The organism is Rhizobium sp. YJ-22 (genome assembly GCF_029601685.1).
In the GTDB taxonomy this organism is placed as follows: domain Bacteria; phylum Pseudomonadota; class Alphaproteobacteria; order Rhizobiales; family Rhizobiaceae; genus Metarhizobium.
This window is the reverse complement of record NZ_JARRIR010000006.1, coordinates 204,737-226,170: the sequence shown is the minus strand read 5'-3', so window position 1 is coordinate 226,170 and position 21,434 is coordinate 204,737. Positions and strand designations below refer to the sequence as shown.

General features: G+C 62.8%; 19 protein-coding genes. 10 read left to right on the top strand and 9 right to left on the bottom strand.

Annotation, left to right across the window (positions count from 1 at the left end):
- Positions 1–115: 115 nt before the first annotated feature.
- Positions 116–580, top strand: coding sequence for an Lrp/AsnC family transcriptional regulator (locus P7F60_RS16025; RefSeq protein ID WP_277918735.1), 465 nt, complete (start codon positions 116–118; stop codon positions 578–580).
- 245 nt (positions 581–825) lie between these two features.
- On the opposite strand, the gene P7F60_RS16020 is transcribed toward P7F60_RS16025, so the two are convergent.
- The gene (locus tag P7F60_RS16020; RefSeq protein WP_277918734.1) at positions 826–2,160 is read right to left on the bottom strand and encodes an aspartate aminotransferase family protein; all 1,335 of its coding nucleotides are present in this window, start codon (positions 2,158–2,160) and stop codon (positions 826–828) included.
- 150 nt (positions 2,161–2,310) lie between these two features.
- On the opposite strand from P7F60_RS16020, the gene P7F60_RS16015 reads away from it, so the two are divergent.
- From P7F60_RS16015 to P7F60_RS15985, 7 genes are all read left to right on the top strand, one after another.
- Positions 2,311–2,859: a cupin domain-containing protein gene (locus P7F60_RS16015; protein ID WP_277918733.1), complete on the top strand. Its 549-nt coding sequence runs from the start codon at positions 2,311–2,313 to the stop codon at positions 2,857–2,859.
- 242 nt (positions 2,860–3,101) lie between these two features.
- Complete coding sequence (locus P7F60_RS16010) at positions 3,102–3,476, top strand: NUDIX domain-containing protein (protein WP_277918732.1); 375 nt, start codon at positions 3,102–3,104, stop codon at positions 3,474–3,476.
- A 311-nt stretch (positions 3,477–3,787) separates the two neighbouring features.
- The gene (gene minC / locus P7F60_RS16005; RefSeq protein ID WP_277918731.1) at positions 3,788–4,543 is read left to right on the top strand and encodes a septum site-determining protein MinC; all 756 of its coding nucleotides are present in this window, start codon (positions 3,788–3,790) and stop codon (positions 4,541–4,543) included.
- Between the two features lie 33 nt (positions 4,544–4,576).
- Positions 4,577–5,392, top strand: a complete 816-nt coding sequence (gene minD, locus P7F60_RS16000; RefSeq protein WP_277918730.1) for a septum site-determining protein MinD — start codon at positions 4,577–4,579, stop codon at positions 5,390–5,392.
- Positions 5,389–5,649, top strand: a complete 261-nt coding sequence (minE, locus tag P7F60_RS15995; protein ID WP_277918729.1) for a cell division topological specificity factor MinE — start codon at positions 5,389–5,391, stop codon at positions 5,647–5,649. The genes minD and minE overlap by 4 nt, the downstream gene beginning before the upstream one ends.
- A 247-nt stretch (positions 5,650–5,896) precedes the next feature.
- Positions 5,897–6,961: a class II fructose-bisphosphate aldolase gene (gene fba / locus P7F60_RS15990; RefSeq protein WP_277918728.1), complete on the top strand. Its 1,065-nt coding sequence runs from the start codon at positions 5,897–5,899 to the stop codon at positions 6,959–6,961.
- Positions 6,962–7,244: 283 nt separating this feature from the next.
- Positions 7,245–9,113 (top strand): methyl-accepting chemotaxis protein, encoded by a 1,869-nt coding sequence (locus P7F60_RS15985; RefSeq protein WP_277918727.1) that lies wholly within the window; start codon positions 7,245–7,247, stop codon positions 9,111–9,113.
- A 77-nt stretch (positions 9,114–9,190) separates the two neighbouring features.
- Here P7F60_RS15985 and P7F60_RS15980 read toward each other — a convergent pair whose 3' ends face one another.
- From P7F60_RS15980 to P7F60_RS15960, 5 genes are all read right to left on the bottom strand, one after another.
- Positions 9,191–10,381: a Gfo/Idh/MocA family oxidoreductase gene (locus P7F60_RS15980; protein ID WP_277918726.1), complete on the bottom strand. Its 1,191-nt coding sequence runs from the start codon at positions 10,379–10,381 to the stop codon at positions 9,191–9,193.
- A gap of 27 nt (positions 10,382–10,408) precedes the next feature.
- On the bottom strand, positions 10,409–11,461 hold the full coding sequence (locus tag P7F60_RS15975; RefSeq protein WP_277918725.1) for a sugar phosphate isomerase/epimerase: 1,053 nt from the start codon (positions 11,459–11,461) through the stop codon (positions 10,409–10,411).
- Positions 11,462–11,603: 142 nt separating this feature from the next.
- On the bottom strand, positions 11,604–12,551 hold the full coding sequence (locus P7F60_RS15970) for a substrate-binding domain-containing protein (protein WP_277918724.1): 948 nt from the start codon (positions 12,549–12,551) through the stop codon (positions 11,604–11,606).
- Between the two features lie 75 nt (positions 12,552–12,626).
- A complete protein-coding gene (locus P7F60_RS15965; protein WP_277918723.1) occupies positions 12,627–13,625 on the bottom strand; it encodes an ABC transporter permease in 999 nt (332 codons plus the stop codon).
- Between the two features lie 62 nt (positions 13,626–13,687).
- Positions 13,688–15,211: a sugar ABC transporter ATP-binding protein gene (locus P7F60_RS15960; protein WP_277918722.1), complete on the bottom strand. Its 1,524-nt coding sequence runs from the start codon at positions 15,209–15,211 to the stop codon at positions 13,688–13,690.
- A gap of 171 nt (positions 15,212–15,382) precedes the next feature.
- Here P7F60_RS15960 and P7F60_RS15955 point away from each other — a divergent pair, with 171 nt between their 5' ends.
- Complete coding sequence (locus P7F60_RS15955; RefSeq protein WP_277918861.1) at positions 15,383–16,414, top strand: LacI family DNA-binding transcriptional regulator; 1,032 nt, start codon at positions 15,383–15,385, stop codon at positions 16,412–16,414.
- Positions 16,415–16,445: 31 nt separating this feature from the next.
- Here the strand turns inward: P7F60_RS15955 and xylA are convergent, their stop codons facing one another.
- The 3 genes from xylA to P7F60_RS15940 form a co-directional block, all read right to left on the bottom strand.
- Positions 16,446–17,756 carry a xylose isomerase gene (xylA, locus tag P7F60_RS15950; RefSeq protein ID WP_277918721.1) on the bottom strand — a complete coding sequence of 437 codons (1,311 nt, stop codon included), beginning with the start codon at positions 17,754–17,756 and terminating at the stop codon, positions 16,446–16,448.
- A 190-nt stretch (positions 17,757–17,946) separates the two neighbouring features.
- Complete coding sequence (xylB, locus tag P7F60_RS15945; protein WP_277918720.1) at positions 17,947–19,401, bottom strand: xylulokinase; 1,455 nt, start codon at positions 19,399–19,401, stop codon at positions 17,947–17,949.
- A 28-nt stretch (positions 19,402–19,429) separates the two neighbouring features.
- Positions 19,430–20,452, bottom strand: coding sequence for a LacI family DNA-binding transcriptional regulator (locus P7F60_RS15940; RefSeq protein ID WP_277918719.1), 1,023 nt, complete (start codon positions 20,450–20,452; stop codon positions 19,430–19,432).
- A gap of 176 nt (positions 20,453–20,628) precedes the next feature.
- Between P7F60_RS15940 and P7F60_RS15935 the strand changes: the two genes are divergently transcribed.
- The gene (locus P7F60_RS15935; protein WP_277918718.1) at positions 20,629–21,381 is read left to right on the top strand and encodes an FCD domain-containing protein; all 753 of its coding nucleotides are present in this window, start codon (positions 20,629–20,631) and stop codon (positions 21,379–21,381) included.
- The last annotated feature ends 53 nt before the right edge of the window (positions 21,382–21,434 follow it).

Genomic DNA, 21,434 nt, shown 5'->3' with positions numbered 1-21,434 from the left:
CCTTGGTAGCGCGACCCTATTGAAAGGATCGTGAAATTACCCATCAATCAGTGATTGATTGTTGCGTGATTTCATGATTTTTAAAAGAAACGACGAATTTTTGGAACGATCTGCCATGGCCGCTCTGGATGCGATCGACCGCAACATTTTACGCCTCCTGCGGCTCGATGCGCGCATGAGCAATGCCGCGCTGGCGGCCGAAGTCGGGCTGTCGCCCTCGGCCTGTCTGAGGCGCATCAAGATCATGGAACAGGGCGGTGTCATCAGGGGCTATACGGCGCTGGTGGATACGTCCGGCGTCGAGGCGACCATCGCCGTGATCATCAACATCACGCTGGAACGGCAGACGGAAGACCATCTCGATCGCTTCGAGGCGGCGGTGCGCAAGCACCCGGAAATCCGCGAATGTTTTTTGATGACCGGCGGCTCGGATTACCTGCTGCGTGTCGAGGTCGCCAATGCCGGCGAGTTCGAACGCATCCACAAGGAGATCCTCTCGGCCATGCCGGGGGTGTCGCGCATCCATTCCAGCTTCGCGATCCGCAACGTGCTGGCGACGCGGCCGAAGGGACGGCGTTGAGCGGACATGAAAACGGGCGCTTTTTGCGCCGGTGAGATTGCTGACAAACCTTGTCCACTCTCTGCCGTCATCCTTGGGCTTGTCCCAAGGATCTGCTTATGCTCACCAAGTCGTTGACGGAATTGGATTTATTTTGCGCGCTTAGATGCTCGGCACAAGGCCGAGCATGACGGTGGGGAGGTTTGGAACTTTGTCAGCAGTCTGACGGGCGCTTGTCGCGCCCGTTGCATCGCTTGTGTCTTGCCTCAGGCAGCGCGCTTCAGCGCGTCGCCGAGGATCGAGACGATATCGCCGATCTGCTGGCGCTCGATGATCAGCGGCGGCGACAGCGCGATGATGTCACCGGTGACGCGGATCAGCAGGCCCTTCTGGAAGCAATCGACGAAGACGTCATAGGCGCGGGTGCCGGGCGCGCCGTCGCGCGAGGTCAGTTCGACCGCGCCGACGAGGCCGAGGTTGCGGACGTCTGCGACATGCGGCAGGCCCTTCAGCGAATGCAGCGCGTCTTCCCAATCCTGGGCGAGATCGGCGGCGCGGGTCAGCAGGCCCTCTTCGGCGTAGATTTCCATGGTGGCGAGGCCGGCGGCGCAGGCGACGGGATGGCCGGAATAGGTATAGCCGTGGAACAGCTCGATGGCGTTTTCCGGCCCGGTCATCAGCCCGTCATAGACCTTGCGGCTGGCAAAGACCGCGCCCATCGGCACGGCGCCATTGGTCAGGCCCTTGGCGGTGGTGACGAGATCGGGCACGACGCCGAAATAATCGACCGCGAAGGGCGTGCCGAGTCGGCCGAAACCGGTGATGACTTCGTCGAAGATGACCAGGATGCCATATTTGTCGGCGATGGCGCGGATGCGCTCCAGGTACCCCTTGGGCGGCAGGATGACGCCAGCCGAACCGGACATCGGCTCGACGATGACGGCGGCGATGGTTTCGGCGCCATGCAGGCCGACGAGGCGCTCCAGATCCTCGGCGAGTTCGACGCCATACTCCGGCAGGCCGCGCGAGAAGGCGTTGCGGTCGAGATCGAGCGTATGACGCATATGGTCGGCCGGGATCTGCGGGAAGACGCGGCGGTTGTTGACCAGGCCGCCGACGGAAATTCCGCCAAAGCCGACGCCGTGATAACCCTTTTCACGGCCGATGATGCGGGTGCGGGTGCCCTGGCCGATGGCGCGCTGATAGGCGATGGCGATCTTCAGCGCCGTATCGACCGATTCCGAGCCGGAGCCGGTGAAGAACACGCGGTCGAGCTTGGCATCCGGGCCGCCCGGCGGGTTTTCGGCGAGCTTGGCGGCGAAATCGAAGGCGACCGGATGGCCCATCTGGAAGGTCGGGGCGAAATCCAGCGTCGAAAGCTGGCGTTCCACGGCCTGGGTGATGCGGCGGCGCGCGTGGCCGGCATTGCAGCACCAGAGGCCGGCAGTGCCGTCCAGCACCTTCTTGCCGTCGACATCGGTGTAATACATGCCTTCCGCCGCTGCCAGCAGGCGCGGTGCGGCCTTGTATTGCCGGTTCGCGGTGAACGGCATCCAGAAATTGTCGAGTACGGGCGTGTTGGTCTTGCTCATCTGGTCCATGACGGCCTCCTTTGGGTCTGCATGGAGTGAGCGATTTTCGTGTGCCGAACAAGTCCTTTTCTGTGCGAAATTAAACCATTGAAATCATTATAGGCCTATGCCAGTGTTTGTGTTATTTCGAACAGCGGAAACAGTCCGGGAGAGGTTCTGATGACGGTGGATATCGGCAGTCGCCTGCGCCATCTTCGCATGGCGCACAACCTGTCGCAGCGCGAGCTGGCAAAACGCGCCGGAGTGACCAATTCGACGATTTCGCTGATCGAATCGAATGCCTCCAATCCCTCCGTCGGGGCGCTCAAGCGCATCCTCGACGGTATCCCCATCGGGCTTGCCGAATTCTTCGCCTTCGAGCCGGAAAAGCCGCGCAAGGCCTTCTATGCCGCCGAGGAACTGGTCGAGATCGGCAAGGGACCGATTTCCTACCGCCAGATCGGCGACAGCCTGTTCGGCCGCAGCCTGCAGATCCTGAAGGAGTGCTACCAGCCAGGCGCCGATACCGGCAAGGTGCCGCTGGTGCATGAGGGCGAGGAGGGGGGCATCGTGCTCTCCGGCCGCATCGAGGTGACGGTGGATGGCGAGCGGCGCATTCTCGGCCCGGGCGATGCCTATTATTTCGAAAGCCGGCGTCCGCACCGTTTCCGTTGCGTCGGGCCTGTGCCCTGCGAGGTCATCAGCGCCTGCACTCCGCCGACCTTCTGAGAAGGCAAGCCCGCCATTGGTCCAAGACGCCGCGGGTTGAAGCCGTGTCACAAATGTGTCATGAAAGGCACAGGCTCAAGCAGCGCGGGGCCTTAGGCCCGCGCCCGGACATATCGAAGAATCCTATGCGTTCAGTACCGTGCGGAGATGTCATTTCTGGCACGAGCAGCGTTTCGTCGATCCAGCAGGCCGGCGCCGTCTGTTTTCGGCTGAATGCCCTGAGTCTCGTACCCGAAATACTGTTGATCACCAGCCGGCGGACGGGCCTGTGGGGCATTCCCAAAGGCACGATCGAGGCGGGGGAATCGGCTGCGACCGCTGCGTTGCGCGAAGCGCAGGAGGAAGCCGGCGTCACCGGCCAGGTCTCCAATGCCTGCATCGGCCGATATTTCTACAGTAAGGGTGAGCCGGAAAGGCTCTACGAGGTGCATGTCCACGCGCTGCGGGTCCAGGTTCAGGGCGAGCCCGACGAAATGGAGCGCCATCGCCGGATGCGCTGGGCGCCTGTCGCCGAAGCGTCGACGTCGGTCTCAAATGTCGAACTGAAATTCGTTCTCCGTTCCGCTCTGCCGATCATCGAGAGCTTTTTCCCCCACGCGCTGCCGAACGTCTCCTGACGCGCCTGGCCATGGGATTTGTTAAGAAATCCCGCTGGTTTGCCTGTCGCGACCATCGAAGATCGCTTTCTTCGCGTGCGACAGCAATCGCAGGCGCCTATCGGCGATTCCATTTGCGCATGGAATAATTCCTGCCTGAAGAATTCCCTTCTAAAACAGCATCTTATGCCGATACCGCAAGACGTGGACGGTCCGCCTGCCGCCAATTTCCGCCGTATCGGATCCTTACCGCAAGGCCGGCGAAAGGCACCGGTGTTAACCCTTTGTTAACCATTTCAACCCTACAAATCATAAACGATTTGTTAACGAAGATGACCGACGTGCTAACAGACTCCCGTTCGATCAGGATCAAGGGCCGCTCCTTCCTCGCGGTCGTTTTGTCTCCGGACCTGCCGTTCGACCATTGGCTGGCGCGGCTGGACGATCTGGCGGCGCGTTCCGCCGGCTTCTTTCTCGGCCGACCGGTCGTGCTCGATGTCGCCGATCTCGATATCGACCGCGCCGATCTCCAGCATCTTATCGAGGAACTCGGCAAGCGCAGGGTCAGCATCATGGGTGTCGAAGGCGCGCGTCCTTCGCTGCTCGGCCCCGGCATGCCGCCTGGCCTCAAGGGCGGCCGCCCGGCTTCCGATGTCGAGGTGACGGCGAAAGAGCCGATGTTCGAGACGCAGCAGTCGGACGAGGGTGCTGACGCCGGGGAGCGCAAGGCGCTGCCGGTGCCGGAAATCCGCCCCGTGCTGCAAAGCACGATCATTCACGAGCCGGTGCGCTCGGGACAGTCGATCATGTTCCCGGAGGGCGATGTCACCGTCATCGGCTCGGTCGCGTCCGGAGCGGAAGTCGTCGCCGGCGGCTCGGTGCATATCTACGGGACGGTGCGCGGTCGCGTGCTGGCGGGCTCGCTCGGCAACCGCTCGGCGCGCATCTTCTGCCGCAAGCTGGAGGCGGAGATGCTGGCGATCGACGGCATCTACATCATGGCCGAGGACATGGATCCCGGCTTTCGCGGGCAGGCCGTGCAGCTTTGGCTGGAAGGCGACGTAATCATGGCGGAAATACTTTCCTGAGCCGTTCGGGGCCAGATTTCAAAAGAGGGCAAGATGGCTAAAGTAATCGTAGTGACATCCGGCAAGGGTGGGGTTGGCAAGACCACCTCGACCGCCGCTCTGGGCGCCGCGCTGGCGCAACGGAACGAAAAGACCGTCGTCGTGGATTTCGATGTCGGGTTGCGCAATCTCGACCTGGTGATGGGCGCCGAGCGGCGTGTGGTCTACGATATCGTCAACGTCATCCAGGGCGATGCCAAGCTGCCGCAGGCACTGATCCGCGACAAGCGGCTGGAAACCCTGTTCCTGCTGCCGGCCTCGCAGACCCGCGATAAGGACAGCCTGACCCAGGACGGCGTCGATCAGGTCATCAACGAGTTGAAGAAATACTTCGACTGGATCATCTGCGACAGCCCGGCCGGCATCGAGCGCGGCGCGACGCTGGCCATGCGTCATGCCGATATCGCCGTCGTCGTCACCAATCCGGAAGTCTCGTCGGTGCGCGATAGCGATCGCATCATCGGCATGCTCGATTCCAAGACGCTGCGCGCCGAGCGCGGCGAACGCGTCGAGAAGCATCTGCTGCTGACCCGCTACGACGCCTTGCGCGCCGAGCGCGGCGACATGCTCAAAGTGGACGACGTTCTCGAAATTCTGTCGATCCCGCTGCTCGGCATCATCCCGGAAAGCGCCGACGTGCTGCGTGCCTCAAACGTCGGCGCCCCGGTGACGCTGGCCGATGCCCGCAGCGCCCCGGCCATGGCCTATTTCGACGCTGCGCGCCGCCTGAACGGTGAAACCTTCCCGGTCACCGTTCCGGGGCAGAAGCAGGGTTTGTTCGGGAAAATCTTCGGACGGAGGGCCGCGTGAGCATATTCCGCTTTTTCGCAAAACGGCAGTCGGCGCCGACCGCGCGTGAACGGCTGCAGGTTCTTCTCGCCCATGAGCGCTCGTCGCTCAGTTGCGATCTCGTCGGCATCCTGCGTGAGGAAATCCTCGCCGTCATCGCCAAGCATGTGCAACTCGACAATGATTGCGTGCAGGTGAAGATGGAGCGGGACGAACGGGTCTCGGTCCTCGAGATCGATGTCGAGATCCCGCTGGATGCGGTCGTCAAGGCAGCCTGACAGCATGGCCGGGTTTTTCGCCCGGAGAGGTTGTCAGGACAAGAATTCGAGCAATTATTCATTCGATTGGCAAAAATCGGTGTCGAAAGGCACCGATTTTCGCATTTTTTGCCTTTGGGTGCATCGATCTAAAGAAAAATGACAGGCTTCAATCTTTAAACCGATTGAGCAACTTGCGCATCGCCGAGAAGCGGTTATCTCACTCTCAGGGGCGGATATACGCCTGACGATACCAAGGGAGAGTTGATTGGCACGCATCACACTCAGGCAATTGCTGGATCACGCCGCTGAATACAGCTACGGCGTTCCGGCATTCAACATCAACAACATGGAGCAGGGGCTGGCCATCATGGAAGCCGCTGCCGCGACACGCTCGCCGGTCATCCTTCAGGCCAGCCGCGGCGCTCGCGCCTATGCCAATGACGTCGTTCTTGCCAAGCTGATCGATGCGCTTGTCGAACTGCATCCCGATATCCCCGTCTGCATGCATCTCGACCACGGCAACAACGAAGCCACCTGCATGACCGCCATCCAGCATGGCTTCACCTCTGTCATGATGGACGGCTCGCTCAAGGAAGACGGCAAGACGCCCGCCGACTACGACTACAATGCCGGAATCACCCGCCGCGTCGTCGACATGGCCCATTGGGGTGGGGTGTCGGTTGAAGGCGAAATCGGCGTCCTCGGCTCGCTGGAATCGGGCGAGGGCGAGCAGGAAGACGGTCATGGCGCCGAAGGCGTTCTCAGCCACGACCAACTGCTCACCGACCCGGACCAGGCGGCCCAGTTCGTGCGCGACACGCAGGTCGATGCGCTCGCCGTCGCCATGGGCACCAGCCACGGCGCCTACAAGTTCACCCGCCGTCCGGACGGCGACGTGCTGGCCATGGCCGTCATCGAGAAAATCCACGCCCGTCTGCCCGATACGCATCTCGTCATGCACGGCTCGTCATCCGTGCCGGAAGAACTGCAGGAGATCATCAACAAGTATGGTGGCCAGATGAAGCCGACCTGGGGCGTGCCGGTGGAGGAGATCCAGCGCGGCATCCGCCACGGCGTACGCAAGATCAACATCGACACCGACAACCGCATGGCGATGACCGGCGCGATCCGCAAGGTGCTGACGGAGAACCCCTCGGAGTTCGACCCGCGCAAATATCTGGCCCCGGCCATGGCGGCGATGAAGAAGCTCTGCATCGAACGTTTCGAAGCCTTCGGCACCGCCGGTCATGCTGACAAGCTGAAGCCGATCACGACTGCTGAGATGGCCAAGCGCTATCGCGCCGGCACCCTGGCGCCGAAGATCGCCTGAGGCGATCCGTTCCAAGCATTCGAAGACCCGGGGCATGCCCCGGGCCTTCATTGGTTCCGTGTCCCGTTGCGGCATGTACAACCACTGGGCGCGCCCATCCCGGATTGTGGGAAATTTCAATGGCATTTCGTGCTTTTTAGAAGCTAGGCCTTTGAAATTCGGGCGTATTTACCCTTCTTAAGTATATTCTGAATAAACGTTCTCTGTCATCTGGTGTCGCCGGTTGCGGGTGGTTTGCCCGTGCCGAGCGGCGATTTTTTTCCCGCCCCGCCCGGAGCCATTCATGTTCCGCCTACGCATTTCGACCAAACTCTATTTGCTCATTCTTCTGTCTCTTGCGGTTCTCACGGCTTCCATGGCCGTCAGCCTGCTGTCCAGCAGCCGCCAGCTCAACGACGAACGAAAGGCCCTTCTCCAGACCGTCGACGACGTGGCGCTGACGATCGTCGCGCAGAAATATGCCCTGCTGCAATCCGGCGCCTTGTCGGAAGAGCAAGCCAAGGCGGCCGCGCTCGAGGAATTGGCGGCCATTCGCTACGGCGAAAACGGTTATGTCTGGGTCAACGATCTCAACAGTGTCGTGCTGATGCATCCGCTGAAGCCGGAACTTGACGGCAAGGATGCAAGCGGCATCAAGGATCCGAACGGCAAGGCCCTGTTCGTGGAGTTTTCCCGCGTTGCCAAGGCGGAAAAGAGCGGTTTCGTCGATTACATGTGGCCGAAGCCAGGTGTCGAGGAGCCTGTGGCGAAGCTGTCGCATGTCGTACTGTTCGAACCCTGGGGCTGGGTGGTCGGCAACGGCGTCTATATCGACGATCTCGCGGAAAAATTCTGGTCGAGCGCATATCTGGTGCTGGCCGTCGGCGGGTTCGGCACCGTGTTCATGGTGGGGGCGGCGCTGTCGATCATCCGCTCCGTCGTCGGGCCGATCGGTCGGCTGCGTCGGGCGATGGGCCTTATCGCGGAAGAAGATTTTTCGGCCGAGGTTCCGGATGTCGGCCGCGCCGACGAAGTGGGCGAAATGGCACGCACATTGGATGCGTTGCGCAATTCGGTCAATGACCGCGTGCAGATGCGGCTTGCCCATGCCGAAGCCCAGAGCCGGCTTCTGGATGCGGAAAAGGCTGAGGCCGAGCGCCTGCGCGCCGCTCATTCCGATAACCTGCAGACCGTGATCACCGAACTGGGCGCTGGCCTCGCCCGGCTTGCGGAATGCAATATCCGCATGACTATCGACCAGCCTTTCCCCGGCGACTTCGAGCCGCTGCGCCTGGACTTCAACACCTCCATCGCCGCCTTCCAGGCAACGCTGGTCGAGGTTCTGCACCAGACACAGGCACTGCAGGCCAATGGCGACGAAATGCGCGAAGCCTCCGACAATCTCGCCCGGCGCACCGAACAGCAGGCGGCCGCCCTGGAGCAAACGTCCGCGGCGCTGGTCGAAGTGGCGGCCACCGTCAATTCCTCGGCCGAGCGCACCCAGCAGACGCGCCAGCTCGTGCGGGAAGCGCGAAGCTGCGCCCAGTCTTCCGGCGATGTCGTGCGTGATGCGGTCAAGGCGATGCATCGCATCGAAAGCGCCTCCAACGAGATCAACCAGATCATCGTCGTTATCGACGCCATCGCCTTCCAGACCAATCTGCTGGCCTTGAATGCCGGCGTCGAGGCCGCGCGCGCCGGTGAGGCGGGCAAGGGCTTCGCCGTCGTGGCGCAGGAAGTGCGTGAACTGGCGCAACGCTCCGCCAAGGCGGCCAAGGAGATCAAGGAGCTGATTGTCAACTCCGCCTCGCAGGTCTCGGCCGGCGTGCAACTCGTCAGCGACACCGGCAAGGCGCTGGAACAGATCGGTGATTACGTCTCTGCCATCGATGAGAATGTCGATGCCATCGCCACCGCCGCCTCCGAGCAATCGGCAGGCCTCCAGCAGATCAGCGCTGCCGTCAACAGCATCGACGAGATGACCCAGAAGAATGCTGCCATGGTCGAGGAAACCACTGCTATCAGCCATACGCTGGCGGAGGAGGCGAGTGTTCTGGATAGCCTCGTCAAGCGCTTCAAGCTCAACCGGCGCAATGCGATCCGCGAGCCGGGCTCCGCCGCTGCCGAGGCTGGAAACCGGCGCTACGGCGCTCCGCGGGTTCGCGCGGCCTGACGCCAAGCCGTTCCCGTCATCAACGAAAAACCCCGGATCGCCACGCGATCCGGGGTTTTGTTTTCACACTCGCCTGATCAGCCGAGTTTGACCCAGGCGCCGTTGCGTTTCGAGGAGGCAACGCAGGCTTCGACGAAGGCAACGCCTTTCACGCCGTCATCGACGGTCGGATAGATGACCGCCGGATCGAGATCTGCACCCGTCTTGCGGGCATTGATGGCACGCGCAGCTTCGGCATAAATGGTGGCGAAGGCTTCGAGATAGCCTTCCGGGTGGCCTGAGGGAATGCGCGTGACGCGTGATGCCGCCGCGTTTGCGCCCGCGCCGCCGCGGGTGATCAGCCGCTTCTGCTCGCCGAAGGGCGTGAACCACAGATAGTTCGGATCGGCCTGCACCCATTCCAGCCCGCCCTTGGAGCCGTAGACGCGCAACTTCAGGCCGTTTTCATGGCCGGGAGCCACCTGGCTGCACCACAGCATTCCCTTGGCCGGCCTGCCGCCGTTCTTCGGCTGGAAGCGCAGCATGACATGGGCATTGTCATCCAGCGCCCGTCCCTCGACGAAACTGTCGAGGTCGGCGGCAAGGCTATCGAGTTCCAAGCCGGTGACGAAGGAGGCGAGGTTGAAGGCATGAGTGCCGATATCGCCGGTCGAGCCGCCGGCGCCGGAGCGGGCCGGATCGGTGCGCCAAGCGGCCTGTTTCTGGCCGGTCTGTTCCACCGGCTCGGTCAGCCAGTCCTGTGGATACTCCGCTTGAACGACGCGCAGATCGCCGAGCAGTCCTTCCGCCACCATTTCCCGCGCCTGCCGGATCATCGGATAGCCGGTATAATTGTGGGTGAGGATGAACAGCGCGCCGCTCTCGTCGGCCACCTTCTTCAGCTTCTTGGCATCGGCGAGGTTCGAGGTCAGCGGCTTGTCGCAGATGACGTGAATGCCGCGTTTCAGGAATTCCTTGGCCGCTTCGTAATGCACATGGTTCGGCGTGACGATGGCGACGGCTTCGATGCCGTTCTTCAGCTTCGCCTCGCGGATCGCCATCTCCTTGTAGCTGGCATAGGTGCGCGACGGGTCGAGTCCCAGTTCGCGGCCGGAGGCCCGCGCTTTTTCCGCCGTCGACGACAGCGCGCCGGCGACCAGATCGAACTGGTCGTCGATGCGCATGGCGATGCGATGCACCGCGCCGATAAAGGCGCCGCTGCCACCGCCGACCATGCCGATGCGGATGCGGGGGCTGCGGCTTTCGTCCTTGGAGCCTTCGATGGCCATAAGGTCAGTCTCCCTTGTCGTGTCGTCTCAAAGCCCGAGCATGCGCCGGTTGGCGGCATCGTCGGTGCCGGCGCCGGCGAAATCGTCGAAGGCCTTTTCGGTGACGCGGATGATATGCGCGCTGACGAATTCAGCTCCCTCGCGTGCGCCGTCCTCGGAATTCTTCAGCGCACATTCCCATTCGACAACGGCCCAGCCATCGAAATCGTTCGCCGTGAGCTTGGAAAACACCGCGCCGAAATCCACCTGCCCATCGCCCGGCGAGCGGAAGCGGCCGGCGCGGTTCACCCAGCCCTGATAGCCGCCGTAGACGCCCTGCCGGCCCGTCGGGTTGAATTCCGCGTCCTTGACGTGGAACATCTTGATCCGGTCCTTGTAGATGTCGATGTTGTCGAGGTAATCGAGGCATTGCAGCACGTAATGCGAGGGATCGTAGAGCATGTTGGCGCGGGCATGGTTGCCGACGCGTTCCAGGAACATCTCGAAGGTGACGCCGTCATGCAGGTCTTCGCCGGGATGGATCTCGTAGCAAATGTCGACGCCGCACGCGTCGGCGTGGTCGAGGATCGGCGTCCAGCGCCGCGCCAACTCGTCGAAGGCGGTCTCGACCAGACCGGCCGGGCGCTGCGGCCAGGGATAGATGAAGGGCCAGGCGAGCGCGCCGGAAAAGGTGGCGTGCGCCTTGAGGCCGAGATGGCGCGAGGCGCTGAGCGCCATCTTCACCTGCTCCACCGCCCATTCCTGTCTTGCCTTGGGATTGCCGCGCACTTCGGGGGCGGCGAAGCCGTCGAAGGCGTCGTCATAGACCGGATTGACGGCGACGAGCTGGCCCTGGAGGTGGGTGGAAAGTTCGGTGATCTCGACGCCGTTCTGGCGCGCGACACCGGCGAGTTCGTCGCAGTAATCCTTGGAGGTGGCGGCTTTTTTCAGGTCGATGAGCTGGCCGGCCCAGGTCGGAACCTGTACCCCGACATAACCCTTTTCGGCTGCCCATTTGGTGATGGCGTCCCAGGAATTGAATGGCGCGGCATCGCCCGCGAATTGTCCGAGAAAAATGCCCGGTCCCTTGATCGTCTTCATGAAAACCTCTCCTCGCGATCTTCCTGCAACGTTACAGGTGTCTTGATAACATGCAATTTTTGCCCGAAACAAGGTGAAATGCTCGACAGGCGGTAAAAAGCGCCCCTCCACGGGGAAGGGGCGCTGAAGCAAATGCGATGGATCAGAACGGCGAATCCGGGAAGTAGAAGTTCTGGGCATTGTCCTTGGTGACGAGCGTGGCGTCGAGGATGTAGTTGCCGTGAACCGGAACCTGGTCGATGAGGCCAGCGGCCGTCAGTTCCATGGCGGTGCCGACCATTGCCGGCGGATACAGCACGTCGACCGGGATCATCTTGTCGCCGTCCATGACCTTCTTGATCATGTCCTTGGAGCCGGCGCCGGCGACGACATACTTGATGTCGGTGCGCTTGGCCTGGTCGATGGCCTGGAGTACGCCGACGGCCATGTCGTCATCCTGGCACCAGACCACGTCGATCTTCGGATATTTCGTCAGATAGTCCTGCATGACCTTGAAGGCGTCGTCACGGTTCCAGTTGCCATACTGGCGGTCGAGGACCTTGACGTTCGAGCCAGCGATGCCCTTGTCGAAACCGTCCTGGCGCTGCTGGTCGATCGGGATCGGCAGACCGCGGATGATGACCACTTCGGCGTCCGGCGTTTCCTTGGCGATATATTTGCCGGCGACTTCGCCGAGCGCCGGGTTGTTGCCGGCGACATAGAGATCGCGCACGGAATCGTCGTTGCTGGACGGGGCGCGATCCACGAGGGCGACGAACTTGCCCTTGCTCTTGACTTCCTTGATGGCGTTGACCAGCGGATCGGGGTCGGTTGGCAGGATGACGAGGGCGTCGATCCCCTGCGTTTCCAGATCCTGCACGGCATTGGCCTGCGAGGCCGGATCCGGCGAGGTCTTGACGATGACGTTCAGGCCCGGATGCTCGGCCATCAGCTTCTTGGCGACGCGCTCGGCATGGAAGACGACGCCGGACGTCCAGCCGTGGTCGGCGGCCGGGATCGAGACGCCGATCGTGTAGTTCTTGTCCTGAGCATAGGCCGTGCCGGCAAGGGTAAGAGCGACGGTCGCAAGACCGAGCAAGAGTTTGCGCATGATTTCCTCCCAACGTTTTCAGGGTCTTGCAGTATGGGCCGGGCGCCCTGCCATCCCGGCCGAAACTTTAAGTTCCTAGCCTTTACGGACCAGCGAGCGCTGCACCAGCATGGCGATGATGATGATCGCGCCCTGGATCGCGCCGATCAGGTATTCGCTGATGAAATTCGACAAGAGCATGATGTTGCCGACGAGCTCGAGAATGAAGGCGCCGCAGATCGTGCCCCAGACGCGCCCCGCGCCGCCTTTTAGGGCCGTGCCGCCGACGACGACCGCAGTGATCGCCTGCAATTCCCAGAGAATGCCGGTCGTTGCAGAGGTCGAGCCGAGGCGCGGCACGTAGAGCAGCACGGCAATCGCCACGCACAGGCCCTGGATGACGAAGGCGATGGCGCGCACGCGGTTGACGGCGATGCCGGAATAGCGGGCGACATCGCTGTTCGACCCGACCGCGACCACATGCCGTCCGTAACGGGTGCGGTAGAGGACGAATGCGGCAACAGCGGTGACCAGCAGGATGACGAGGATCGGCACGGGAACGCCGAAGACCGAGCCGAAATACGCCGGGCGATAGATCGTCTGGATCTCCGTCGAGCGCAGCGTGATCGCGCCGCCCTGTGACAGCCAGGTCGTCAACCCGCGAAAGATGCCCATGGTGCCGAGCGTGGCGATGAAGGGTTCGATTCTGCCGACGGTGGTGATTAGCCCGTTGGCAAGGCCGCACAGCGCACCGACGATGACGGTGAAGAACACGGCCGCGAGCAGCATCAGGGTCGGATCGGCGATCACGCCGGAATTCATCAGCAGGATCATCAGGCTGGCGACGAAGGCGACCATCGAGCCGACCGAAAGATCGAGATCGCCGGCCGAAATCACAAAGGTGGCGCCGACCGCGATGATGGCGATGAAGGCGCAACGCGTCGCGACATTGGCGAGATTGGTGATGCCGATGAAATTCGGATTGACCAGCGCGCCGACGATCAGCAGCAGGATCAGCGCCGCAAACGGCGCAACGGCTCTGAGATCGATGTCGCGCCAGAGGCGCCGGCGACTGCCTTTCGTCTCCTCGTTCATGCTTGTGTCCACTTCACGGCCTCCCCGCCCGTTTCCGGGTATTTTGTTTTGTCGTTTCGCGCTCAGGCGGCCTTGTTCTTCAGGCCGGCCGCGTAACGCACGATTTCCTGTTCCGAGATTTCGTCACCTTCCAAAACACCGACGATCCGGCCCTCGCGCATCACCGCGACGCGGGTGCAAAGGCCGATGACTTCGGGCATTTCCGAGGAAACGACGATGATCGAGCGCCCGTCGCGGGCGAGCGCCGAGATGAAATGATAGATCTGCTGCTTGGTGCCGACATCGATGCCGCGCGTCGGCTCATCGATGATGATGATCTGAGGCTCGGTTTCCATCACCTTGGCGAGCAGCAGTTTTTGCTGGTTGCCGCCCGACATGCGTCCCGCCACGATGCTGGCGTCGCGCACGCGGATATCGAAACGCCGCCGCGCTTTGGCCAGCGCCTGCGCCTCGCTGGCCGGGCTGAGGTAGCCGTGGCTAACATGCCGCTCCAGCGATTGCAGCGTCAGATTGGTCGCCATGTCTGAGCGCAGCAACAGGCCCTTGCCCTTGCGGTCCTTGGTCATATAGGCGAGGCCAAGACGATTGGCGGTGTGAACGTCGCCAGAGGGCGCGTGTTCGCCATTGATGGTCACGTCGCCGGAGACGCGGGCGCGCAGGCCGGCGATGGCTTCCATGAGTTCGGTGCGGCCGGAGCCGATCAGGCCGGAAAAGCCGAGAACCTCCCCCTTGCGCAGATCGAAACTGGCGTCGCGGACATAGCCGGTCGTCAGGCCGGAAACGGAGAGCACCACCGCCTCGTCCACATCCGGCTCGACCTTTTTCGGATAGAGGCTGGACAACTCGCGTCCGACCATCAATTGCGCGATGGATTCGCCGTCGAGGATCGCGGTCGGGGCCGTCTTGATCCACTGGCCGTCGCGCAGCACGGTGACCCGGTCGGTGATTTCCATCACCTCGTCCAGCTTGTGCGAGACGAAGACGAAGCTGGTGCCCTTGTCGCGCAGCCGGCGCACCTGCTCGAAAAGAATGGCGGTTTCATCACGCGACAGCACGGCCGTCGGCTCGTCCATGAAGACGACGCGGGCATCACGGCTGATCGCCTTGGCGATCTCGACCATCTGCTTGTCGGCCACGGAGAGCGTATTGATCAGCGCGTTCTCGTCGATATGCGAACCCAGCATGTCGAGCACACGCCGGGTTTCGGCGCGCATGAACTTGCGGTCGAGAATGCCGAAATGCATCACCTCACGCCCGAGGAACAGGCTTTCGGTCACCGTCAGGTGGTCGGCGAGATTGAATTCCTGGTGGATGATGACTATGCCGAGCGCTTCGGCGCCGCCGTTCGAGGGCAGCACGATGGGCTTGCCGTCGAGCAGGATCTCGCCCGATGTCGGCTGTTCGAACCCGGAGAGAACCTTGACGAGCGTGGATTTGCCGGCACCATTCTCGCCCATGAGCGCATGCACTTCACCGGCCCGGAGATCGAAATCGACGCTGAACAAAACCTGCACGCCGTTGAACGACTTGCAGATACGTCTGCCGGACAACACCACCGGCGCGGCGTCGACACTCTCGACCGTCATATCCAGATCCCTCCCTGCGGCCTCCACCGCCTTCAACAACGATGTAAACCTTTACATGAATGATGTAAAGGTTTACATTCGTCACATACACAATTTGGTCGCACGGTCGCGTTGACGGATCGGCAAGTCTGTGTAGTTTCGCGGCGAAGACAGCCCATGGCAGAGACCCCCGTGTCGAATTCCACGCCCGCAACGATCGAAGACGTCGCCCGGATCGCCGAGGTTTCCATCGCGACCGTGTCGCGCGCGATCCATACGCCGGAGAAGGTGGCCAATTCGACGCGCCTGAAGGTCAATCAGGCGATCGCCATGACCGGCTACACCACCAATGCCATGGCGCGCAGCCTGCGGCTTGGCCGCTCCAACATGATTCTGGTGGTGGCGCCTGACATCGGCGACCCGAATTTTTCCAATATTCTCATCGGTCTGGAAAACGAGGCGCGCGCACATGGTTACGGCGTGCTGATCGGCCATACGCAGAATGACGCCCAGCGCGGCCTCGAATATCTGAAATTCTTCAGTTCGAACCAGGCGGCCGGGCTGATCCTGTTCACCGGCATCCTGCCCTTCGGCCACCAGACGATGACGGCGCGCCTGCCGCCCAGCGTCGGCGTCTTCGAGCCGGTCTTCAACGGCGGCATCTCCTATGTCGGCGTCGACGATACCGAAGGGGCGCGAAAAGCCGTCGATCTGCTGCTCGCCGAAGGCCATCGCAAGATCGCCTTCATCGGCGATTCGCGCACGCGGCTTGCCTATTCCCGCCGCCGGCAAGGTTATGAGGCGGGGCTGGATGCAGCGGGCGTGGCGCGCGATCAACGCATTGTCGTCGAAGGCGACGGCACCATCGAGAGCGGGCGCCATGCGGTCGAGCAGCTTTTCATGCGCGATACGCTGCCGAGTGCCTTCATGTGCGTCAACGACCAGACGGCGACCGGCGTGATGATCGGGCTGGGCGCGCGCGGCTACGATATCCCGCGCGATTTTTCGGTGACCGGTTTCGACGATATTCCGCAGGCCGGCTTCATGTCGCCGTCGCTGACCACCATCCGCCAGCCGCGCACCGCCATCGGCAAGCAGGCCATGGCGCTGCTGCTGGAATTGCTCTCGGACGGGCAGCCGGCGGAGACCGAGATCCTGTTGCGCCCCGATCTGATCGTGCGCAACTCCGTTGGCCCGCCGCCACGAAACCGCAACAAGTGGTGACGCCGCCGCAAGGCGGCGGCGTCGACCGGTATCAGACGTAGCGGTTGACGATGTTTTCCAAAAGTTCCTGGCGGCCCGAGCGCGGTTCGGGATTGATGTTGTCGCGCTCGACGGCAGCGGCGATATCGTCCAGCTTGTATTCGCCGCGCAGCATCTTTTGTGCTTCGGGAGAGTCCCAGCCGGCATAACGTGCCTCCAGCGGTTTCGACAATGCTCCGTCTTCCAGCATGCGGGCGGCGGCCTTCAGGCCGCGCGCGCAGCAGTCCATGCCGCCAATATGGCCAATCAGCAGATCCTGCGGATCGAGCGACTGGCGGCGCAGCTTGGCGTCGAAGTTCGTCCCGCCGGTGGTGAAGCCGCCGGCAAGCAGCACCTGGTAATAGGCCAGCGCCATTTCCGGTACATTGTTGGGGAACTGGTCGGTGTCCCAGCCGGACTGGTAGTCATTGCGGTTCATGTCGATGGAGCCGAAGATGCCGAGCGCATTGGCGAGCGCCAGTTCGTGCTCGAAAGTATGGCCGGCGAGGATGGCGTGGCCCTGCTCGATGTTGAGCTTTACCTCGTTTTCCAGCCCATGATTCTTGAGGAAGGCATAGACGGTGGCGACGTCGTAGTCGTACTGGTGCTTGGTCGGCTCCTGCGGTTTGGGCTCGATCAGGATCGTGCCCTTGTAACCGATCTTGTACTTGTATTCGACCACCAGGTTGAGGAAGCGGCCCATCTGGTCGAGCTCGCGTTTCAGGTCGGTGTTGAGCAGCGTCTCGTAACCCTCGCGCCCGCCCCACAGCACGTAATTCTCGCCGCCGAGCTTTTGGGTGGCGTCGAGGCATGTTTTGACGGTCGCGGCCGAGTAGGCGAAGACATCCGGGTCCGGGTTGGTGGCAGCGCCCGACATGAAGCGGCGATGCGAGAACAGGTTCGCCGTGCCCCAGAGCAGCTTGACGCCGGTCGCGGCCTGCTTTTCGGCAAAATAATCGACGATGTCGTTCAGGTTGCGGGTGCTTTCGGCAAAGCTGTTGCCTTCGGGGCGAACGTCGGCGTCGTGGAAGCAATAGAAGGGCGCGCCAAGCAGCGAGAAGAATTCGAAGGCGACATCGGCCTTGAGCTTGGCCGCCTGCATGCCGTCCTGAAACCAGGGACGGAGGAAGGTCTGGCCGCCGAAGGGATCGCCGCCCGGCCAGGTAAACGTATGCCAATAGGCGACGGCGAAGCGCAGGTGATCCTCCATGCGCTTGCCGAGCACGATTTCGTCGGGCTGATAGTGGCGGAAGGCGAGAGGATTGTCGCTGTCCGGTCCTTCATATTTGATCTTGGCGATATCGCCGAAAAAGCCTGTGCTCATGGTGTTTCTCCTGTTTATCGAGCTTTGATTTACGTACCTCAATGAGGGCGTCATTTACTTCTCCCCGCAAATTGCGGGGCAATCGTCCAAAGCAAACCGGTGCTGCCGCCCTTCTCCCCGAGGGAGAAGGGGCTCTAGGGCAACGTTTTCCCTTCATTGCTTCTATTGCAAATGGCCAATAAACTTTACCTCAGCCGGCCAGCCTCTTCAGGGCCGGATAAAGCGCACGATAGCGCTGATATGCATCGTCATAAGCCGCCGTCAGCGCGCCAACCGGCTGGATCGTCTCTGCCGTCGCCGGTGCGGTGCAGACGGAAACCGGGTCTGCGCCGGTGGCGGCGATCAGGCCGAGGCGGGCGGCGCCGAAGGCGGCTCCGAAATCACCGTCGGCGGGAATATCGACGGGAATGCCGAGCGCGGTGGCGATCGAGGCCAGCCAGTAGCGCGAACGCGAGCCGCCGCCGATCGCTGTAACGCGTTCGATCGTCGTGCCGGCGGAACGCAGGGCTTCGAGGCTGTCGCGGATAGCGAAGCTGACGCCTTCGAGGACGGCCTGGGTCAGGGCCGGGCGGTCGCTGTTATGGGCAAGGCCGGTAAACGCGCCGCGAATGGCGGCGTCGTTGTGCGGGGTGCGCTCGCCGGAGAGATAGGGCAGGAAGATAACGCCGCTGGGCGCTTTCAGCGTTTCGCCGAGTTCGGCCGTCAACTCCGCCGCCGAGCGGCCGGTGACGTGGCTATGCCAGTTGAGCGCATCGGTCGCCGAAAGGATGACACCCATCTGGTGCCAGGTGTCGGGCAGGGCATGGCAAAAGGCATGCACGGCGCTTTCCGGCTTCGGCAGATAGGCGGCATTGGCGGCAAACAGCACGCCTGAGGTGCCGAGCGAGACGAAGGCCGCGCCTGCCGAGACCGTGCCCATGCCGCAGGCGGAAGCCGCATTGTCACCGGCGCCGCCGGCAACGGTGACCGGGCCGGAGATGCCCCAGGCGGCGGCCAGCTCGCGGCGCAATTCGCCGCCGGGCTCGGTGCCCTCGACGAGCGAGGGCATCTGCTCACCGCGCATGCCGGTGGCGTCCAGCAAAGCCGTGGACCAGGCGCGCTTGCCGGTGTCGAGCCAGGAGGTGCCGGCCGAATCCGACATTTCCGAAATATGCTCGCCGGTCAGCCACAGCCGCAGATAATCCTTGGGCAGCAGAACCTTGGCGACTTTCGCAAAGATTTCCGGCTCGTTCTTCGCGACCCAGACGAGTTTCGGGGCAGTGAAGCCGGGAAAGACGATATTGCCGGTGATCGCCCGGAAACGCGGATCGGCGTCGAGAGCGGCGGCCTCCGCGAAACTGCGAGTGTCGTTCCAGAGGATGCAGGGGCGCAACACCTTGTTGGCGGCATCGACCAGCGTCGCGCCATGCATCTGGCCGGAGAGGCCGATGCCTTTGACGTCGGCAAGCTCTGCCGGATGGGCGGCCTTCAGGCCGGCGATGGCATCCTCGCAGGCGCGGATCCAGTCGGCCGGGTTCTGCTCGGACCAGCCGGCATGCGGCCGCGAGACGTCGAGCCCGCCATTGGCGGAACCGATGATGCGCTGGTCGCCATCGATCAGCAGGGCCTTGACGCCCGAGGTTCCCAGATCAAGCCCAAGATACATGCTCATGCCTCCTTGGCCGCGTCGCGTGTCACGGCAGGTTGTCCTTCAGGAATATGTCGATGCGGATGCGCTCCTGCGCGGCGATCACCGGCACGCCGTCCGCCTTGGCCTTCAGCACGCGAATGGCGCTGCGGATTTCATGGCCGGCATCCTGGTTGAGCACGGCGTCGATCAGGCCCTCGCTCAGCGCGGCGCGGGTAAAGGCGGTCAGTTCGTGGGCGATCACCACCGGCCTGATATCCGGCCGCGCCTTCAGCGCCGCGATCAGCCCGCGATTGCCGGCGCCCAAGCTGTAGATTCCGAGCAGGCCAGGATGCTCCGCCATCAAGCCGGCGACGGCGGCGCGGGCGACGTCGGGATCGTCGCGCCCCTCGCGCACCGGCAGGATGGCGAGACCGGGATAATCGGCGGCCAGGACGGCCGAAAAGCCTTCGAGCCGCTCGCGATGGTCGCGCACCAGCATCGAGCCGGCGAGTACGCCGATTTTTCCGGCGCGGCCGCGCAGGAAGCGGCCGATCAGCCCGCCGGCGGTGCGCCCCGCGGCGATGTTGTCGACGCCGGCATAATGGGCGCGGCGTGAGCCCGGCAGGTCCGAAACCAGCGTCACCACCGGAATGCCCTCGGCGGCGATGGCATCGATCGCCGCGCGCACGCCCTCGTCCTCCACCGCGACCAGCGCGATGCCGGCCGGTTGCGTGTCCCGCGCTTCGGCAAGCGCCGCAATCAGCGCGGTAGGCTCGAAAGCGGGCACTTCGACGATGCGGATATTGGTGCGTTCGCTGGCGCTGCGGGCCATGGCATAGCGCAGTTCGTCATGCAGACCGTGCATGAAGGAATTGTCGCTGGAGGGCAGGATGAAGGTGAAGGGATAGACCCGGCCCTTGGCGAGATTGGCGGCGGCGACGTCGCGGACATAACCCAGCGTCTCGATGGCCGCCTCGACGCGCGCCCGCGTCGCGGCCCGCACCCCCGGCCGCCGGTTCAAAACACGGTCGACGGTGGCGAGGCTGACGCCCGCGTGATCGGCGATATCGTGAACGGTCGGCCGCATGATTTCTCCCCTGCCGGGTGATCTAGCGGAAATTTTGATGTACGTAAATCAGATTTTTGCTATGATCTCAAAGGTCAAGCGCACGCCTGCGGCCTGATGGCAAAAATTTCGAAAAATCATATTGTATTATTTTTCGAGGAGTGGTTTCATGACCACAACGTCAGGGAGGCAGGCCGATGCGTGCACACGCGAGGAAGAGCGCCACCGGCGGCGTTGCCACCCTGGTGCGCCGCGCACCGCTTCGTGGATTGCGCGACCGGATATTGCATGAACTTGGCATGGACATCGTTTCGGGACGCTATCCGGAACAGGCGATCCTGCCGGTGGAAACGGACATACCCGCCCGCTTCGGCGCCTCGCGCACGATTATCCGCGAGGCGGTGAATGCGCTGGCGGCCAAGGGGCTGGTGGAGGCGCGGGCCCGCACGGGAACGCGGGTGCTGCCGCGCCAATACTGGACGCTGTTCGATGCCGATGTATTGGCCTGGCATTTCGCAGCCGGGCCGGATGCCGCCTTCCTGCGCAGCCTGGCGGAAATCCGCGTCTGCGTCGAGCTGGAGGCGGCGGCCCTGGCCGCTATACGGCGGACGGACGAGCAGGTCGAGCGCATGATGATGGCCGTAGGGGACATGGGAAGCGCGGAAACGACCGAGTTGTTCGCCGCCGCCGACCTGGAATTCCACAGCTTGGTCGCCGATGCCTCGGCCAATCCGTTCATGGCATCGATCAATGCCCTAGTGCGGGTGGCGCTTGCGGCGGCCTTCACCATGAGTTCGCCGGTGGAAGATCCCGCATCGAAGCGGGTGACCGTCGAACGGCACCGCAGGATCGCGCAGGCGATCCGCGACGGGAATGCGCAGGCCGCCCGCGAGGCGATGCAAGCGGTCATCTGGGAAGGCTTCGAACGGGCGGAGGCCCGGGCGAAATAAGTCGAAGGCAGGCTTTAAGAGAAGAAAAGCAGGTGTTTGGAAGGAAGGTACAT

What these genes read in the sequence shown, in the direction of transcription:
- P7F60_RS15935 (WP_277918718.1), top strand. Translation starts at nt 20,629, where the DNA reads ATGCGTGCACACGCGAGGAAGAGCGCCACCGGCGGCGTTGCCACCCTG.
- minC (WP_277918731.1), top strand. Translation starts at nt 3,788, where the DNA reads ATGACCGACGTGCTAACAGACTCCCGTTCGATCAGGATCAAGGGCCGC.
- minD (WP_277918730.1), top strand. Translation starts at nt 4,577, where the DNA reads ATGGCTAAAGTAATCGTAGTGACATCCGGCAAGGGTGGGGTTGGCAAG.
- xylA (WP_277918721.1), bottom strand. Translation starts at nt 17,756, where the DNA reads ATGAGCACAGGCTTTTTCGGCGATATCGCCAAGATCAAATATGAAGGA.
- P7F60_RS15980 (WP_277918726.1), bottom strand. Translation starts at nt 10,381, where the DNA reads ATGGCCATCGAAGGCTCCAAGGACGAAAGCCGCAGCCCCCGCATCCGC.
- P7F60_RS15960 (WP_277918722.1), bottom strand. Translation starts at nt 15,211, where the DNA reads ATGACGGTCGAGAGTGTCGACGCCGCGCCGGTGGTGTTGTCCGGCAGA.
- P7F60_RS16020 (WP_277918734.1), bottom strand. Translation starts at nt 2,160, where the DNA reads ATGGACCAGATGAGCAAGACCAACACGCCCGTACTCGACAATTTCTGG.
- P7F60_RS15940 (WP_277918719.1), bottom strand. Translation starts at nt 20,452, where the DNA reads ATGCGGCCGACCGTTCACGATATCGCCGATCACGCGGGCGTCAGCCTC.
- P7F60_RS15965 (WP_277918723.1), bottom strand. Translation starts at nt 13,625, where the DNA reads ATGAACGAGGAGACGAAAGGCAGTCGCCGGCGCCTCTGGCGCGACATC.
- P7F60_RS15985 (WP_277918727.1), top strand. Translation starts at nt 7,245, where the DNA reads ATGTTCCGCCTACGCATTTCGACCAAACTCTATTTGCTCATTCTTCTG.
- P7F60_RS15975 (WP_277918725.1), bottom strand. Translation starts at nt 11,461, where the DNA reads ATGAAGACGATCAAGGGACCGGGCATTTTTCTCGGACAATTCGCGGGC.
- xylB (WP_277918720.1), bottom strand. Translation starts at nt 19,401, where the DNA reads ATGTATCTTGGGCTTGATCTGGGAACCTCGGGCGTCAAGGCCCTGCTG.
- P7F60_RS15970 (WP_277918724.1), bottom strand. Translation starts at nt 12,551, where the DNA reads ATGCGCAAACTCTTGCTCGGTCTTGCGACCGTCGCTCTTACCCTTGCC.
- P7F60_RS16015 (WP_277918733.1), top strand. Translation starts at nt 2,311, where the DNA reads ATGACGGTGGATATCGGCAGTCGCCTGCGCCATCTTCGCATGGCGCAC.
- P7F60_RS16025 (WP_277918735.1), top strand. Translation starts at nt 116, where the DNA reads ATGGCCGCTCTGGATGCGATCGACCGCAACATTTTACGCCTCCTGCGG.